This window comes from Mesorhizobium sp. M7A.F.Ca.US.002.01.1.1 (assembly GCF_004022955.1).
GTDB classification, from domain to species: domain Bacteria; phylum Pseudomonadota; class Alphaproteobacteria; order Rhizobiales; family Rhizobiaceae; genus Mesorhizobium; species Mesorhizobium ciceri.
In genome coordinates this window covers 1-14,167 of the sequence record NZ_RZQE01000115.1, presented here as the reverse complement: position 1 = coordinate 14,167, position 14,167 = coordinate 1, and the positions used below count along the sequence as shown (strand labels likewise).

The following is a 14,167-nucleotide window of genomic DNA, read 5'->3' as shown; positions in this document are numbered from 1 at the left end:
GGATGCATCTGGCCATGACCGACATCGACGGCGGTGACATGGGCCACGCCGCGCTCGAGCAACACCTGTGTGAAGCCGCCGGTCGAGGCGCCGATGTCGAGCGCTTCACGGCCGGCAGGATCGAGGCCGAAATGATCGAGCCCGCCGATCAGCTTGAGTGCCGCGCGCGACACATAGCCTTGCGCCGGATCATCGATGGCAACGTGACATTGCGGCAAAACGCTCTGGCCGGGCTTGCGCGCAATGACGCCGTCGACGGTCACAGTGCCGCGCTCGACCGCATCGCGGGCACGTGAGCGGCTGGCAAACAGCCCGCGCTGGACGAGCAGGTCGTCGAGCCGCTGGCGTGCGCTGGCTGGCAGAGGCGAATTCATCGGCCTTCATGGCGAAAGCCGACGACGATGGCAAGAGCGCCACATGGAAGCATTTCGTCTCCCGTTCCCATCATCACGCTCAGCATCTTGCACGGCGACGATGGTGAGGCGTTCCGTCCCGCCGACCATCCTTATGAATACCCATGCGTTACGCCCGTTGAGACGGATGACGCCGAAGCATGAGGTCTCACCGCCTGCGGGTAAATACCAACAATCTAGAAAGCCTCATGATTTCTTAACCAATTTTCATCGCATTTGCTTGAGGACTTCAATGTTATGACCGCGACGACGGGAAAACCCGGATGGAGAGGCGGCAACTTTGGAAATGGCCAGCGACATCGTCTACAAGGTTCTTGACCGGATTTCCGGCGCCGGCCTGCTGGCGACCGGACTTCTGTTGCTGACTGCTTTGGCCAGTGCCCTGGTCGCCTATTGGCGCACGGTCGAGAAAAAGAGCTGGAAAGAGTTCTTCGAGTTCGCGGTCCCGCATGAGGTCATCACGCATCCTTCGGCGAAAGCCGACCTTTTGTTCTGGGTGACGCGGAAGGCGCTGATGCCATTCCTCATGCTGCCCGCCGGCGTCGTCTTCGTCAGCGCCGTCGGCTATGCGACGAACTGGTTGCTCTCCACGCTGCTGGCAATCCAGCCGCCTCTGATCGAGGGGCCGGCGGGGCCTGTGACGGTGACGATCTTCACCCTCACCATGCTGCTTGCCTACGACATTTCGTACTATCTCTATCATGTCGCCCAGCACCGCTACCCGGTGCTCTGGGAACTGCACAAGGTGCACCATTCGGCCGAGGTGATGGTCGGCATCACCAAGGATCGCGTCCACCCGCTCGACGAATTGATGAACCGGGCCTGGGACGGCGTCATTCCCGGCATCTGCTTCGGCATCTGGTCGCTGGTGTCGCTGAACCTGGTTGAACTGACGGTCTTCGGCGTCAACGTCTACATCATACGCAACATCCTGATGATGGATTTCGTCAGGCACACGCATTTCAAGATCTCGTTTGGGCCGTTGAACAATCTGATCCTGTGCCCACACTGGCATCAGTTGCACCACAGCACCGACCCGCGCCATTACGACAAGAACTTCGGGCTGCTCTTCTCGTTTTGGGATCGGCTCTTCGGAACTCTGTGCGTTCCGAGACCCGACGAGGACTTCAAGTTCGGTTTGATCGAACGCAACGTGCGCGACTACCAGTCGCTCGCAGGCCTCTATGTCATGCCGCTGCAGCGGATGTGGCGGCAGATCGCCAGACATTTCCGCGCCGACAAGCCCGAGCCACAGCAATCGCCGCAGGGGGGCAAGCCATGAACGGACCGGCCGTGTTCCGGATGCAGCAAGCGCACCGGATCGAAATTGCAACCTCGCCAGAGCGACTGGCAGAAATCGCGCCCGCCTGGGCAGCGCTCTGGCAACGCGCCGGCGGCCTCGTTTTCCAGCATCCCGACTGGATCTCGGCCTGGTGGCACACCACACCGCATCAGGACCGCCGCGGCCTCAGGATCGGCCTGGTCTGGAGCGGCGAGCGCCTCGAGGCGGTCATTGCGCTCGCGACCTTCTGGCGCTCGGGCATCCGTATGCTGGAATGGGCGGCGAAGGATCACTGCGACTATGGCGATGTCCTGCTTGCTCCCGATGCAGAGCCACAGATCCTGCCGCAACTCTGGCAACATATCCTCGACGATGGCGGCTTCGATCTTGCGTATCTCAATCGGCTGTTGCCCGATGCTCGATTCCGGACCCTGCTTGGTCCCGCCGCCCCAGGCCAGGGCAGCATTTTGCAGCCGAGCCACCGCAGCGAGGTCAGCTACCGAGTTTCCAGCGCCGGACAACGCGGCGCACAATGGTTTGAAAGCCAGTCGAAGAAAACCCGGCAAAACTATCGCCGTGGTTACAAATTCATGGAGGAAGGCGGCGCGCTGCGTTTCCGCCTGATGGATGCGCACGAAGCCCGCGAGCCGGTGCTGGAACGCGTCGCGGCGCTGAAGCGGCTATGGCTCGCAAAACACGGCCGCGTCTCGGACCTGTTCGACGAAGGTTCCCCCGCGCTGCCGGCACTGATCTCGGTTCTGGCCGGGCTTGGGTTGCTGCGCATTTTCGTGCTCGAACGCGAAGACGAGATCATCGCCATATCGATCAATTTCGAGCAGCATGGAACGATGATGGCTTTCGTCACCACCTATGATCCGGCCTTCGAACGGGCCTCGCCGGGCATGGTCTTGATGATGGATTACATCCAGTGGTCGTTCGACAGGGGCTTGACCACGATCGATTTTCTCTGCGGCGGCGAGGATTTCAAGCGCCGCTTTGCGACGCATTCGGTGATCTTGTCGTCAGTGGTGGGTGGACGAAACCTGCGCGGACGCCTTGCCGCCTTGGCAGACCGCGCCCGCCACGCGGCGCAATCCTGGCGCCCCGAGAAACCGGCGCAACAAGCGGAGCTGGTGGCGGCGGAGTAGCAGTGCCGACGCCTTTAGATCACCCGCACAGCGGCAAAGCACGATGAAACGATCGGGCAATCCCGATCAGGGCTTGCTGGTCTCTAGCTCAGAATACGCTTCGCGAAACCGGGCGCTCGACGGCCGGAGACAACCCATCCGCACGCCCTCCCGACGCTTGCTCGCGTGAAGGCTCGATGGCAACCGCAGGTGCGGGAACGGGGGCCGGCAGAACCACCAGTTGCGGCACCTGCTTGAAGGAAAAGCCGCCGCGGATGTCGCCCATCTTGCCGGCGACGATGCCCATGGCCGCCTTTTCGAGGCTGCGATCATAGCGCGTTTCGGCTGTGGCCGGCGCGACGATGACGGCGCAAAGCGCTGCGCCGCACAGAAGCGTTTTCATTGTTGCTGTCTCCCTGCCTGATCACGATCTAGCAGGGCGCCGTTGAAAAACGGCCAAGAGACACGGTAAGCAAAGCGCCAAACGGCAGCGTAAACAACGCGTTAAGAACGTTGGCCGGCAAACTGATTCAAGTCACTGAGACTTTGATTCAGGCGCGCTGGGCGCGAACCGTATGCCCGAGCGCGACGAACACGGTGCGCACGATGCCGGCAGCATCGAGCCCGGCATCGGCATACATCTTTTCCGGCTTGGCGTGGTCGGTAAACACGTCGGGCAGCACCAGCGGGCGCACCTTCAGGCCGCTTTCCAGCAGGCCTTCATGGGCGAGGAACTGCAGCACATGGCTGGCGAAGCCGCCGACGGCGCCCTCCTCCACCGTCACCAGAACCTCATGCGAGCGGGCCAGCCGCCGGATCAGATCCTCGTCGAGCGGCTTGGCGAAACGGGCGTCGGCGACCGTGGTGGAAAGCCCGGCAGCCCCTAGCTCCTCGGCGGCGATCAGGCAATCCTGCAGCCGTGTGCCGAAGGACAGCAATGCTACCTTGGTGCCCTCCCTGACGATGCGGCCCTTGCCGATTTCGAGCACGGAGCCACGCTCCGGCATGTCGACGCCAACGCCATTGCCGCGCGGATAGCGAAAGGCGATCGGGCCGTCATCATAGCTTGCCGCGGTGCGTACCATGTGGCGCAGCTCCGCCTCGTCGGCCGCCGCCATCACCACGAAGCCCGGCAGTGTCGCCAGGAAGGTGGTGTCGAAGGCGCCGCAATGGGTGGCGCCATCGGCGCCGACGAAGCCGGCGCGGTCGATGGGAAAGCGCACCGGTAATTTCTGGATGGCGACGTCGTGGACGACCTGGTCGTAGGCGCGCTGCAGGAAGGTGGAATAGATGGCCGCGAACGGCTTGTAGCCTTCGGTGGCGAGGCCGGCGGCGAAGGTCACCGCGTGCTGTTCGGCGATGCCGACATCGAAGGTCCTCGACGGGAACGCTTCGCCGAACAGGTCGAGGCCGGTACCGCTCGGCATGGCTGCGGTGACGGCGACGATGCGGTCGTCCTCGCGGCCCTCCTGGACCAGGCTTTCGGCGAACACCTTGGTGTAGGCCGGTGCGTTGGCCGGCGCCTTGGCCTGCGCGCCGGTGATGACGTCGAACTTGTTGACGCCGTGATATTTGTCGGCGGCGGCTTCCGCCGGCGCATAGCCCTTGCCCTTCTGGGTGACGACATGGATGAGCACCGGGCCTTCGCCATTGTCTCGGACATTTTTCAGGACCGGGATCAGATGTTCCAGATTGTGGCCGTCGATCGGGCCGATGTGATAGAAGCCGAGTTCCTCGAACAGCGTGCCGCCGGTGACGTAGCCACGTGCATGCTCGACCGCCCTTGTGATCGCACGATCCGCGCGCTTGCCGAGATAAGACGTCAGTTTTTTGCCGAAATCGCGCAGGCCGATATAGGCCTTGCCGGAGGCCAGCCGCGCCAGATAGGCGCTCATGGCGCCGGTTGGCGGCGCGATCGACATGTCGTTGTCGTTGAGAATGACGATCAGCCGTGCATCGAGTGCGCCGGCATTGTTCATCGCCTCGTAGGCCATGCCGGCAGACATGGCGCCGTCGCCGATGACGGCGATGACATTGTTGCGGCCGCCGGAGAGATCGCGGGCCGCGGCCATGCCGAGGCCGGCCGATATCGATGTCGAGGAGTGGGCAGCGCCGAAGGGATCGTACTCGCTCTCGGCGCGGCGGGTGAAGCCGGACAGGCCGCCTTCCTGGCGCAGCGTGCGGATACGGTCGCGGCGGCCGGTCAGGATCTTGTGCGGATAGGCCTGGTGGCCGACATCCCAGATCAGCCGATCATCGGGGGTGTTGAAGACATAGTGCAGCGCCACTGTCAGCTCGACCACGCCAAGGCCGGCGCCCAGATGACCACCCGTGCGGGATACCGCGTCGACCAGCTCGGCGCGAAGCTCGGACGCCAGTTGCGGCAGCTCACTCTCGGCAAGCGTGCGCAGGTCGGCCGGGATGCGGGTCTTGTCGAGAAGCGGCGTATGCGGCGTTGCGTTCACGGTGCTCAGGCTTTCGGTTGATGGGCGAAATAGGCCGCCGGCCGGCGAAAGTAAATGCGTGTCAGTGACGCGGATCAGACTGTGGTCTTTTGCTTCTATGCAGGTCGTTTCCCCAAAACCGGGCCACTTTGGGCGACAGGCATCAGCTTTCCGGCAGCGGAATGAACTCTTCCTCGTCTCCTGGAACGATGTCGAAGCGGCCTGTCTTCCATTCCTCTTTCGCCTGTTCGATACGCTCTTTCGACGACGAGACGAAATTCCACCAGATGTAACGCTTCGAACCAAGAGAGGCGCCGCCGAACAGCATGAAATGCGCCCCGGTCTGCGACGACACGACGATCTCGTCACCGGGACGGAAGACCAGCAGCCGTTCGGCTGGGAACACATCGCCCGAAATCGAGACCTCGCCTTCCAGCGTGTAAATGGCGCGCTCTTCCGCATCGGCAGGGATTTTCACGCTGGCGCCGGGCGCCAGGCGCAGGTCGGCGTAGAGCGTCTCCGAATCGGCCCTGACCGGGGACCGTAATCCTTGGAAATCGCCGATGATGAGGCGCCCGTTGACGCCTTCGGCATCAATCTCGGGAAGCCTGAGCGCTCCTGTGTTCTCGAACACAGGAGCCACCTCTTCCTTGTCGTCCGGCAGCGCCAGCCATGTCTGCAGGCCGGATATCGACATCGGCGCGCCACGCAGTTCCTCCGGCGTACGCTCCGAATGGACGATGCCGCGGCCGGCGGTCATCAAATTCACGTCGCCGGGCTGAATGACCATTTCGGTGCCGAGGGAGTCGCGGTGCCGGATCTTGCCGTCGAACAGATAGGTGACCGTCGACAGTCCGATATGCGGATGCGGACGGACGTCCAGCGCCTGGCCGGCCCGCAGGATCGCGGGACCCATGCGGTCGAAGAAGATGAACGGACCGACCAACCGCCTTTTTGCCGTTGGCAGGGCACGGCGCACCTGAAAACCACCGATGTCCTTGGCGTTCGGAACGACCATCAATTCGATCTGATCGCTGGCGAACGCATCGCCCACCTCAGGGTCTTTCCCGGGGAAGAAGCTCATGGACTCTCCTTGTCGGTGGTCGAAGGCCGCCTGGCCGCATCAGGCAAAGCGGATGGCCGCCTTTGCCCGCAGCTTGGCCGCCACCTCTTCGCGATTGCGCGGATGCTGATGGGTTTCCAGGGAATCGAGCAGTTCGCGCGCCGAGGCCGCGATGGCGTCGACGGCATGATCGAAGGCGTGCTGGTTCTGCTTCGAGGGTCGCGTCGTTCCGCTCAGCTTGCGGACGAACTGAAGGGCCGCGTCGCGCACCTCGTCATTGGTTGCCGGCGGATCAAAATTGAACAGGGTCTTGATGTTTCTGCACATCGCTTCCGTATCTCCTCTTGTCCTTGAGCTGTTTCAATCGGAACGAGTTATAGCCTCGATCATGATCATGTCCAAAAACCGGTGAGGCGAGGCCATCGTTCGGACCGGCCTCAATCCGCGTCGAGCGGCTCCGTTCCAACCGGCTTGCCGTCGCGCGACAGCCTGATCTTCTCGACCTTGTCCTCGGCGGCCTTCAGCAGCCGGTCGCAATGCGCCTTCAGCGCCTCGCCACGTTCATAGATCCTGATCGACTGGTCGAGCGGCACGTCGCCACGCTCCAGATCATCGACGATCTTCTCCAGCGCATCGAGTGCCTGCTCGAAGCTCATCGCCTTGACGTCTTCGTTGGTCTCACCAGCCATCATTCATCCTTTCATCAGTCGCCCGACATGGGCGGCGACCGAAAATGCCAATCCCTGCAGATCGTAGCCGCCCTCGAGCAGGCTTACGAGCCGGTTGCCGCTGTGGCGTGCCGCGCGCTGCATCAACTGGCCGGTCGCCCAGTCGAAATCATCCTCGGTCAGATTGATCTCGGCCAGCGGATCGCGGTGGTGCGCGTCGAACCCGGCCGAAATGATGATCAGGTCGGGCGCGAAATTGTCGAGCGCGGGCAGGACGCGCGACAGGAAGGCATCGCGAAACACTTCGCTGCCGGTCTGCGGCGCCAGCGGTGCGTTGACGATATTGCCGGCGCCCGTTTCGGTCTTCGCTCCGGTGCCGGGATAAAGCGGCATCTGGTGTGTCGAGCAATAGAGCACCGAGGGATCGTCCCAGAAAATATCCTGCGTGCCATTGCCGTGATGCACGTCCCAGTCGACGATGGCAACGCGCTCGACACCGTGTTTCTTCTGCGCATAACGCGCCGCGATCGCCGCCGTGTTGAACAGGCAGAAGCCCATGGCCGTGGTCTTTTCGGCATGATGGCCGGGCGGCCGGGCGGCGACGAAGACGTTGTCGGCGCGGCCCGAAAAGACATCATCGACGGCGGCGTTGGCGGCGCCGATCGCGGTGATCGCCGCTTGCCAGCTCTTCGGACTGGCAGTGGTGTCGGCATCGATGCGGGCAATCCCCTCGTCGGGGATGGCGGCGCGCACGCGGGCGACGAAATCGGCGGGATGCGCGTAGAGGATGGTGGCCTCGTCGCCTTCCGGCGCCTGGATACGATCGAGCGCGGCAAAGGCTTCCTCATCGAGCACGCGCTCGATGGCGCGCAGGCGGTCGGGCCGCTCGGGATGTCCGGGCGGCGTGAGATGCTCGAGGAAGATCGGATGCGTGTAGAGACGGGTGGTCATCGTCCTAATCTAGTGACCCCGATCGACAAAGGCCATGCACGGGCGGCCGATGACTGGGGAAAATCGCGCCTGCGTCCATTCGTGTCGCCGCAGGCATTGGCCCCGCCGGCGCTTCGGCGTAAAGTCCTTGGTACTGCCTGGTGCCCGCCGCAAGCGGGAGAATCGGGAACACGGTTGAATTCCGTGGCGTGCCCAACGCTGTGAGGGGGACCGCGCCGGTAAATGCCACTGTCGATGACGGGAAGGCACCGGACGCGGGTTGATCCCAAGCCAGAAGACCGGCCTGGCAGGCATCGTCATCCGCATGGTCGGGCGGGTGGCATCAGAGCGACGTGCGTCCATTTGGACGCACAGCGTACGCTCTGACCGTTTTGAATCTGCAATCGCAAGGGGACAAGCGATGCCGGAACATATGACCGCTGCCATTGACGATGGATTCGACCAGAATGCGCGCGATGCGGTCTATCGCGCCATGTTCACGCGGCGCGACGTGCGCAGCCATTTCCTGCCCAACGCGATCGATGACGACGTGCTGGCGCGGCTGCTGCTTGCCGCCCATCACGCGCCATCGGTCGGCTTCATGCAGCCATGGAATTTCATTGTCATTCGCGATGCCGGACGACGAGCGGAGGTGCGCGACCTGTTCCTGGCCGCGCGCGAGCAGGAACTGCCGGCGATCGAGGCGGAAAAACAGGCGCTGTACCGCAAGCTCAAGCTGGAAGGCATCTGCGAAAGCGCGCTCAACATCTGCATCACTTGCGACCGGCAGCGCTCGAAGGGTTCGCCGCTGGGACGCTGGCACAATCCGGAGATGGATCTCTACAGCACCGTCTGCGCGGTGCAGAATTTCTGGCTGGCCGCGCGTGCCGAGGGCGTTGGCGTCGGCTGGGTGAGCATCATCGAGGCTGAGGCGCTGAAGCGGCTGTTGGCCATTCCGGATCACGTAACGCCAATCGCCTATCTCTGCGTCGGCCGTGTTTCCGAGTTCGCTTCCAAACCGGACCTTGAAACGCATGGTTGGGGACGGCGGCTGCCGCTGCCGGAACTGATCATGAGCGAGACGTTTTCCGGGCAAGGCGAGGCACAGCTCAAGTCCACCGTGGCGCGCCTCAACACCGTTTCTGCCTCACCAGACACCACCTGCCCGGCCGATCAGGGTGTGGCGCCGGCCGTACCCCAGCGCGAACCGCCGAAGGAGGCGAGCGCCTTGTCCTTGAGCTCCCTGAACTTCGACGACGCCTCGGCCAACCGGGCGTCCCAGGCCGGATCCGGCACCTGGCCCGCGATGGTCTTGAAATAGACCTGCATCAGGCAAGCGATGGCGAAAGGCTCGATGAAGGCCGCCTTGAACGCCCAGGCGAAGACGATGGCGAGCACGAAGGCCCAGCCGGCGAGCTGGCCGGGCATCAGGAACAGAATGGCGCCGGCAGGCGCCAGCATCATCAGAAAGATGACGAACGACACGCCCCACATGATGACCGCCAGCCAGACGGCGTTCTTGACCATGACCTTGCCGTTCTGGGCATAGAGCACGACGCCTTGGCGCGCCGTCTCGAAGGGTGAGGCTGAATTGATGCGGATGTTGTAGCCGAGGATGATCTCGTCGACATAGGTCAGCGACAGGCGGATCACCGTGTTGATGAAGGAGACCAGGCCGCTCAGGCCCGGTATCGGCAGGAAGGCGGCGATACCGCCGAGCAGGCCGGTGATGGCGCGGATGGCACCCTTGACGAGTTGGTCGACGACGAAAAGGATATTGGCCTCGGCAAAACGCTGGGTGACGACATCCCTGGCGTAGGCGATCTGGTCCTGACCGCCGGGAATGTCGCGGCCGTCGATCAGATGAACCATGACGGCGATGTGGCCGGCCTTGACGATATAGAGGATGTATTCACGGATCCAGTAGACCGCGATCGAGACGATGCCAAACCCGACCACGCCGCCCCACAGGGCAAAGGACATGGGCCCGTCGGGATCGGTGGAGATATGGCCGACACCATAGCCGACCGAGGCACCGGTGCCGGTCGCCATGATGTAGGCCAGCGTGATGCCGAAATAGACGATCATACGAAAGACGATGAACGGCCAGGTCCGCATCATGATGGACACCGACCGGCCGATCTCGAAATCCCACATGTGCCCCGAATCTCCGCCTCAGAGATGGTGGAAGAGGATGAACTCAACCCGACGATTGTCAATTGCCGGCCCTGGCACCACAGGGCGACGAATTCTGGGCAACGGTTTTCTTTCGCAGCCTTTCGCCGGCGCATTGTCTGACGGAGCATCAAACGAAAAACCCGCCTGTGCGGCGGGTCACCGGCGCAAATCACCACCATGGACGAATATGTACCTTAGCTGAGGGCAGGTGTCGAGAAAAAATTCCTATCGGGAACAGCTGCCGGCACGAAAAGCTCCGGTGGGAACTTCAATTCGACTGCGGATCCGGCTTCTTGAGCAGGCCTTCGAGCAGTTGCTTGAACGCCGTCACCACCTTCTTGGACGTCGCTTCGGGGTCGTCCGAATTGGCGATCCGTTGCGCTGCCTGGCTGCTCGCTCCGTTGATCAGTCGCGAGGCCGTCTCGGGGTCGAGGCTCGAGACAACGACCCCCTCCTCCTGCAGCGCGGTCAGATGGTCGGTCATTGACACGATGCACGCACTGGCATTCGGCCATTGCGCTGGATCCCCCAGCACGGCCGGGCCATCCCGGAACATGATGCGCTGGATTTCCGGCTCCAGCGCCATCTCGATATAGGTCGAGCACTCGTCGACGAAATGCTGCCAGCGGGTCGGCGCTCTCGACGCGACCTCATTGATGCGCGCCGCCATCTCGCCGTCGATCTGGGCTATGACCGCCTGCAGCAGCCCCTTCTTGTCGCCGAAATGATGATAGAGCGCGCCGCGCGTCAGCCCGGCCGAAGCGGTGAAATCATCCATCGAGGCTTCCGCATAGCCTGTTGTGCCGAAGGCATGGCGGGCCGCCGCGATCAGCTTTGCGCGCGTCTCGGCGATCATCTCCTTGCGGGGTCTGTGCATGGCTTCTGGCCCTATTCACATACGTAACGTATGCCAATTGACATACGCGGCGTATGCTCTATTTAACAAGCATACGCTTCGTATGTAATTGCCGAATCGTCCTTTGTCGAGGAACCACCCATGCAAAATCCCTATTCGGAAATCTTTCGTGCCCCCGGAGCCAAGGGCTTTGCGGCCGCCGGATTCATGGCGCGCCTGCCGATCGCCATGGCGCCCATCGGCATCGTGGCGATGCTGTCGCAGACGCGTGGCGAATACTGGCTGGCCGGAGCCGTCTCGGCAACATACGCGCTGGCCAACGCTTTCGTTGCGCCGCAGATATCCAGACTGGTGGACCGCCTGGGCCAGACACGGATCGTCGTGCCCACCACCATCATCGCGGTGCTGGCTTTCGCCGTCCTGATAGCGGCGGCCAACCAGGACTGGCCGGTGTGGACGCTGTTCGTGTCGGCCCTACTGGCCGCGGCCATGCCAAGCATGCCGGCGATGGTGCGGGCGCGCTGGACAGAGATTTTCCGCGGACGGCCGCAGATGAACACCGCATTCGCCTTCGAGTCCGCGGCCGATGAACTGGTCTATATCGCCGGGGCATCGCTATCGGTCGGTCTCAGTGCTGCCCTGTTCCCGGAAGCCGGCGTTCTGGTGAGCACATTATTTCTCGCATTCGGATCAGCGGCCTTCATCCTGCAACGCTCGACGGAGCCGCAAGTGCGGCCGGTGGACCATGGCTCAAGCGGCTCGGCGATCCGCCTGCGGCCGGTTCAGATCATCACCTTCGCCCTGATCTTCATCGGCGCGACCTTCGCGACGACGGAAGTCAGCACCGTGGCGATCACCAAGGAGCTTGGCCAGCCCGGCGCCGCCAGCCTTGTCATCGGCGTTTATGCGCTGGGATCGTTCGTGCTCGGTATCATCGTCGGCGCGCTCAGCCTGAAGGCGCCGCTGCAACGCCAGCTCGCCATCGCAGTCGCCCTCGTCGCGCTCGGCACGCTGTTGCCGCTCACCGCCGACACCGTGCCACTGCTGGCGCTGACTGTGTTCATCAGCGGCGTGGCGATTTCGCCGACCTTCATCACCGCCTTCGGCCTGATCGAGCGGCATGTGCCGGAGGCGATGCTGACCGAAGGCATTACCTGGGTCATGACCGGCATCGGCATCGGCATGGCGCTCGGCTCGTTCGCGGCCGGCGCGGTGGTCGATGCGTTCGGTGCCCAGAACGGGTTCTGGGTCTCTGTGGCTTCAGGCACGATCGCGCTGGCCACGGTGCTGCTTGGCCAGCGCAGCCTTGCCACGGCTGAGTGCGAGATGGACGGATGCGAAGCAGCCGCGATTGCTGCGGAATAGTTCCGGCGCGCCCGGGCCTTAGGCCGGGCGCGCCGCTCTAGGCGGCCGGGCCTGAAATATTGACTCTTCTTGGGTGCGCCAATGCCAAAACTATCGTTGGCGCCCCGTGCAGCATCACCTCTTTTTCGAAGACGAAGCCACATTTCTCCAGCACCCGTCGCGAAGCCGGATTGGCGGGGCGGACGATGCCGACAACCCGATCGGCACGCAAGGGGCCGAACGCGGTGCGCAGTGCTTCCATCACCGATTCCGTGGCATAGCCATGTCCCCAGCTCGCCGGATGAAGATGATAGGACAGGTTCAGACCGTCGAAATCCGCCGATACCGTGACGCCGCCGAAGCCGACCAGCTTTTCATCCGCCTCGACCGCCCAGCGGCCAAAGCCGTGCTTGTCCCAATGACCGATGTCGCGCGTCAGCCGCGCGGCGCTCTGCTGGGCTGTATCCGGGACAGGGTCCGGACGATGAGCAACAAGCTCCCGGCGCGAAAAGAGGTCGATCAGGAAATCCAGATCAGCCTCTCTTCTGGGCGGCGCAGCAAAAGCCGTTCGCTGCGCTGGCTGGTAGGCAGAGACGCATTCATCCGTCTTCTCCGGCAACCGGATCGACGGGAGGCTCAGAGGATCTCGGTCTTGGCGATGTGGATGCCAAAACCTTCGAGGCCGACATAGTGGCGTTCGCGCGAGGCGATCAGGTTGATCGAGGAGATGCCGAGATCCTTGAGTATCTGGGCGCCTAGCCCGATCTCGCGCCACTCGTTTTCACGGCGGCGCGCCTCTTCGTGATCCTCGCGGTCGCCGCTTGCCGGCCGCTTGCGCTCCTGATGCGCAACGCCGACGGAGCCTTCTCTGAGATAGACGATGACACCGCGCCTGCGCTCGCCCATTGTCTTAATGATGGCGTCGAGCCGGTGGCTGGTGCCGAAGACATCGGTCACCACATCCTCGGAATGCAGACGCACCGGCACGTCCTCGCCGTCACGAATGTCGCCGAAGACGATGGCGACGTGATGCATGGAGTCCCACGGCAGCGTGTAGGTGAAGACCTGTGCCTTGCCGCCGAGCGTGTCGATTTCCGAGCAGGCGACGCGTTCGACCAGCGTTTCCTTGCGCTGCCGGTAGGCGATGAGGTCGGCGACCGAAACCTGCTTGAGGCCATGCTCCTCGGCGAAAGCCTGCACCTGCGGACCGCGCTTGACGGTGCCGTCATCATTGACCAGCTCGGAAATGACACCGACCGGCGGCAGGCCGGCGAGCTTGCACAGATCGACCGCTGCTTCGGTATGGCCTGAGCGCATCAGCACGCCGCCTTCGCGCGCAATCAGCGGAAAGATGTGGCCGGGCCGGACGAAATCCGAGCCACCGACATTGCCGTTGGCAAGATTGCGAACGGTCAAAGTGCGATCTTCGGCCGAGATGCCGGTCGTGGTGCCATGCTTGAAATCGACACTGACGGTGAAAGCGGTGGTGTGGGCGGAATCGTTGTCGGCGACCATGGGGGCAAGGTTCAGCCGCTTGGCTTCTTCGCGCGGCATCGGCGTACAGACGATGCCGGAGGTGTGGCGAACGATGAACGCCATCTTTTCGGGCGTGCAGTGGACAGCGGCGACGATCAGGTCGCCCTCGTTCTCGCGCCCGTCATCATCCATGACGACGACGATCTCGCCGCGTTCGAAAGCACGCAGGGCTTCGACGATTTTCTTCTGGTCGTAAGGCATAAGTGCTCGCTTTGCTCGCAGGGGAATAAGGGAGTAGGGCAGTAAGGGAGTAGGGAAAAGCAAAAAGATTTGGCCGGCCGGGCTAAGAGCGCAACATATTCCCCTATTCCCCTATTCCCCTATTC

At 63.0% G+C, this 14,167-nt stretch carries 13 protein-coding genes, 2 pseudogenes and 1 riboswitch; of the genes and pseudogenes, 4 read left to right on the top strand and 11 right to left on the bottom strand.

What is annotated here, in order from left to right:
- On the bottom strand, nucleotides 1-374 hold a 374-nt coding region (locus EN932_RS14170), incomplete at its 3' end, for an SAM-dependent methyltransferase (protein WP_281061536.1).
- Between the two features lie 325 nt (nucleotides 375-699).
- Here EN932_RS14170 and EN932_RS14165 point away from each other — a divergent pair.
- Nucleotides 700-1,695: a sterol desaturase family protein gene (locus EN932_RS14165; protein WP_032809851.1), complete on the top strand. Its 996-nt coding sequence runs from the start codon at nucleotides 700-702 to the stop codon at nucleotides 1,693-1,695.
- Nucleotides 1,692-2,843, top strand: coding sequence for a GNAT family N-acetyltransferase (locus tag EN932_RS14160; RefSeq protein ID WP_013532787.1), 1,152 nt, complete (start codon nucleotides 1,692-1,694; stop codon nucleotides 2,841-2,843). Before EN932_RS14165 ends, EN932_RS14160 begins: the two co-directional genes overlap by 4 nt.
- A gap of 88 nt (nucleotides 2,844-2,931) precedes the next feature.
- Here the strand turns inward: EN932_RS14160 and EN932_RS14155 are convergent, their stop codons facing one another.
- The 6 genes from EN932_RS14155 to EN932_RS14130 all read right to left on the bottom strand — a co-directional run bounded on the left by EN932_RS14155 (nucleotide 2,932) and on the right by EN932_RS14130 (nucleotide 7,948).
- Nucleotides 2,932-3,225: a hypothetical protein gene (locus EN932_RS14155; protein ID WP_024503606.1), complete on the bottom strand. Its 294-nt coding sequence runs from the start codon at nucleotides 3,223-3,225 to the stop codon at nucleotides 2,932-2,934.
- Between the two features lie 148 nt (nucleotides 3,226-3,373).
- Entirely contained in the window at nucleotides 3,374-5,287 is a 1,914-nt protein-coding gene (gene dxs / locus EN932_RS14150; protein ID WP_127368845.1) for a 1-deoxy-D-xylulose-5-phosphate synthase, read from the bottom strand.
- A 142-nt stretch (nucleotides 5,288-5,429) separates the two neighbouring features.
- Nucleotides 5,430-6,350 (bottom strand): pirin family protein, encoded by a 921-nt coding sequence (locus tag EN932_RS14145; RefSeq protein WP_127385448.1) that lies wholly within the window; start codon nucleotides 6,348-6,350, stop codon nucleotides 5,430-5,432.
- A 39-nt stretch (nucleotides 6,351-6,389) separates the two neighbouring features.
- Nucleotides 6,390-6,656 (bottom strand): DUF2277 domain-containing protein, encoded by a 267-nt coding sequence (locus EN932_RS14140; protein ID WP_013532791.1) that lies wholly within the window; start codon nucleotides 6,654-6,656, stop codon nucleotides 6,390-6,392.
- Between the two features lie 110 nt (nucleotides 6,657-6,766).
- The gene (locus EN932_RS14135; RefSeq protein ID WP_013532792.1) at nucleotides 6,767-7,018 is read right to left on the bottom strand and encodes an exodeoxyribonuclease VII small subunit; all 252 of its coding nucleotides are present in this window, start codon (nucleotides 7,016-7,018) and stop codon (nucleotides 6,767-6,769) included.
- Nucleotides 7,019-7,021: 3 nt separating this feature from the next.
- Complete coding sequence (locus tag EN932_RS14130) at nucleotides 7,022-7,948, bottom strand: histone deacetylase family protein (protein WP_024503603.1); 927 nt, start codon at nucleotides 7,946-7,948, stop codon at nucleotides 7,022-7,024.
- Between the two features lie 121 nt (nucleotides 7,949-8,069).
- Nucleotides 8,070-8,250: riboswitch (cobalamin riboswitch) on the top strand.
- A gap of 2 nt (nucleotides 8,251-8,252) precedes the next feature.
- Between EN932_RS14130 and bluB the strand changes: the two are divergent.
- Nucleotides 8,253-8,978, top strand: a pseudogene (bluB, locus tag EN932_RS38875) (5,6-dimethylbenzimidazole synthase); the annotation flags it as partial.
- 122 nt (nucleotides 8,979-9,100) lie between these two features.
- Here bluB and EN932_RS14120 read toward each other — a convergent pair.
- Entirely contained in the window at nucleotides 9,101-10,084 is a 984-nt protein-coding gene (locus EN932_RS14120) for a hypothetical protein (RefSeq protein ID WP_063167669.1), read from the bottom strand.
- Nucleotides 10,085-10,373: 289 nt separating this feature from the next.
- Nucleotides 10,374-10,982 carry a TetR/AcrR family transcriptional regulator gene (locus tag EN932_RS14115; RefSeq protein WP_013532796.1) on the bottom strand — a complete coding sequence of 203 codons (609 nt, stop codon included), beginning with the start codon at nucleotides 10,980-10,982 and terminating at the stop codon, nucleotides 10,374-10,376.
- Between the two features lie 120 nt (nucleotides 10,983-11,102).
- Between EN932_RS14115 and EN932_RS14110 the strand changes: the two genes are divergently transcribed.
- Nucleotides 11,103-12,326: an MFS transporter gene (locus EN932_RS14110; RefSeq protein WP_027164157.1), complete on the top strand. Its 1,224-nt coding sequence runs from the start codon at nucleotides 11,103-11,105 to the stop codon at nucleotides 12,324-12,326.
- Between the two features lie 37 nt (nucleotides 12,327-12,363).
- Here the strand turns inward: EN932_RS14110 and EN932_RS14105 are convergent.
- Both EN932_RS14105 and ribB read right to left on the bottom strand, forming a co-directional pair.
- A pseudogene (locus EN932_RS14105) lies at nucleotides 12,364-12,908 on the bottom strand (GNAT family protein).
- Between the two features lie 33 nt (nucleotides 12,909-12,941).
- Entirely contained in the window at nucleotides 12,942-14,042 is a 1,101-nt protein-coding gene (ribB, locus tag EN932_RS14100; RefSeq protein WP_127370339.1) for a 3,4-dihydroxy-2-butanone-4-phosphate synthase, read from the bottom strand.
- Nucleotides 14,043-14,167 lie beyond the last annotated feature (125 nt).

Coding starts and splice junctions, on each gene's coding strand:
- EN932_RS14165 (WP_032809851.1), top strand. CDS start 700: ATGGCCAGCGACATCGTCTACAAGGTTCTTGACCGGATTTCCGGCGCC.
- EN932_RS14160 (WP_013532787.1), top strand. CDS start 1,692: ATGAACGGACCGGCCGTGTTCCGGATGCAGCAAGCGCACCGGATCGAA.
- EN932_RS14155 (WP_024503606.1), bottom strand. CDS start 3,225: ATGAAAACGCTTCTGTGCGGCGCAGCGCTTTGCGCCGTCATCGTCGCG.
- EN932_RS14145 (WP_127385448.1), bottom strand. CDS start 6,350: ATGAGCTTCTTCCCCGGGAAAGACCCTGAGGTGGGCGATGCGTTCGCC.
- EN932_RS14140 (WP_013532791.1), bottom strand. CDS start 6,656: ATGTGCAGAAACATCAAGACCCTGTTCAATTTTGATCCGCCGGCAACC.
- EN932_RS14135 (WP_013532792.1), bottom strand. CDS start 7,018: ATGGCTGGTGAGACCAACGAAGACGTCAAGGCGATGAGCTTCGAGCAG.
- EN932_RS14130 (WP_024503603.1), bottom strand. CDS start 7,948: ATGACCACCCGTCTCTACACGCATCCGATCTTCCTCGAGCATCTCACG.
- EN932_RS14120 (WP_063167669.1), bottom strand. CDS start 10,084: ATGTGGGATTTCGAGATCGGCCGGTCGGTGTCCATCATGATGCGGACC.
- EN932_RS14115 (WP_013532796.1), bottom strand. CDS start 10,982: ATGCACAGACCCCGCAAGGAGATGATCGCCGAGACGCGCGCAAAGCTG.
- EN932_RS14110 (WP_027164157.1), top strand. CDS start 11,103: ATGCAAAATCCCTATTCGGAAATCTTTCGTGCCCCCGGAGCCAAGGGC.
- ribB (WP_127370339.1), bottom strand. CDS start 14,042: ATGCCTTACGACCAGAAGAAAATCGTCGAAGCCCTGCGTGCTTTCGAA.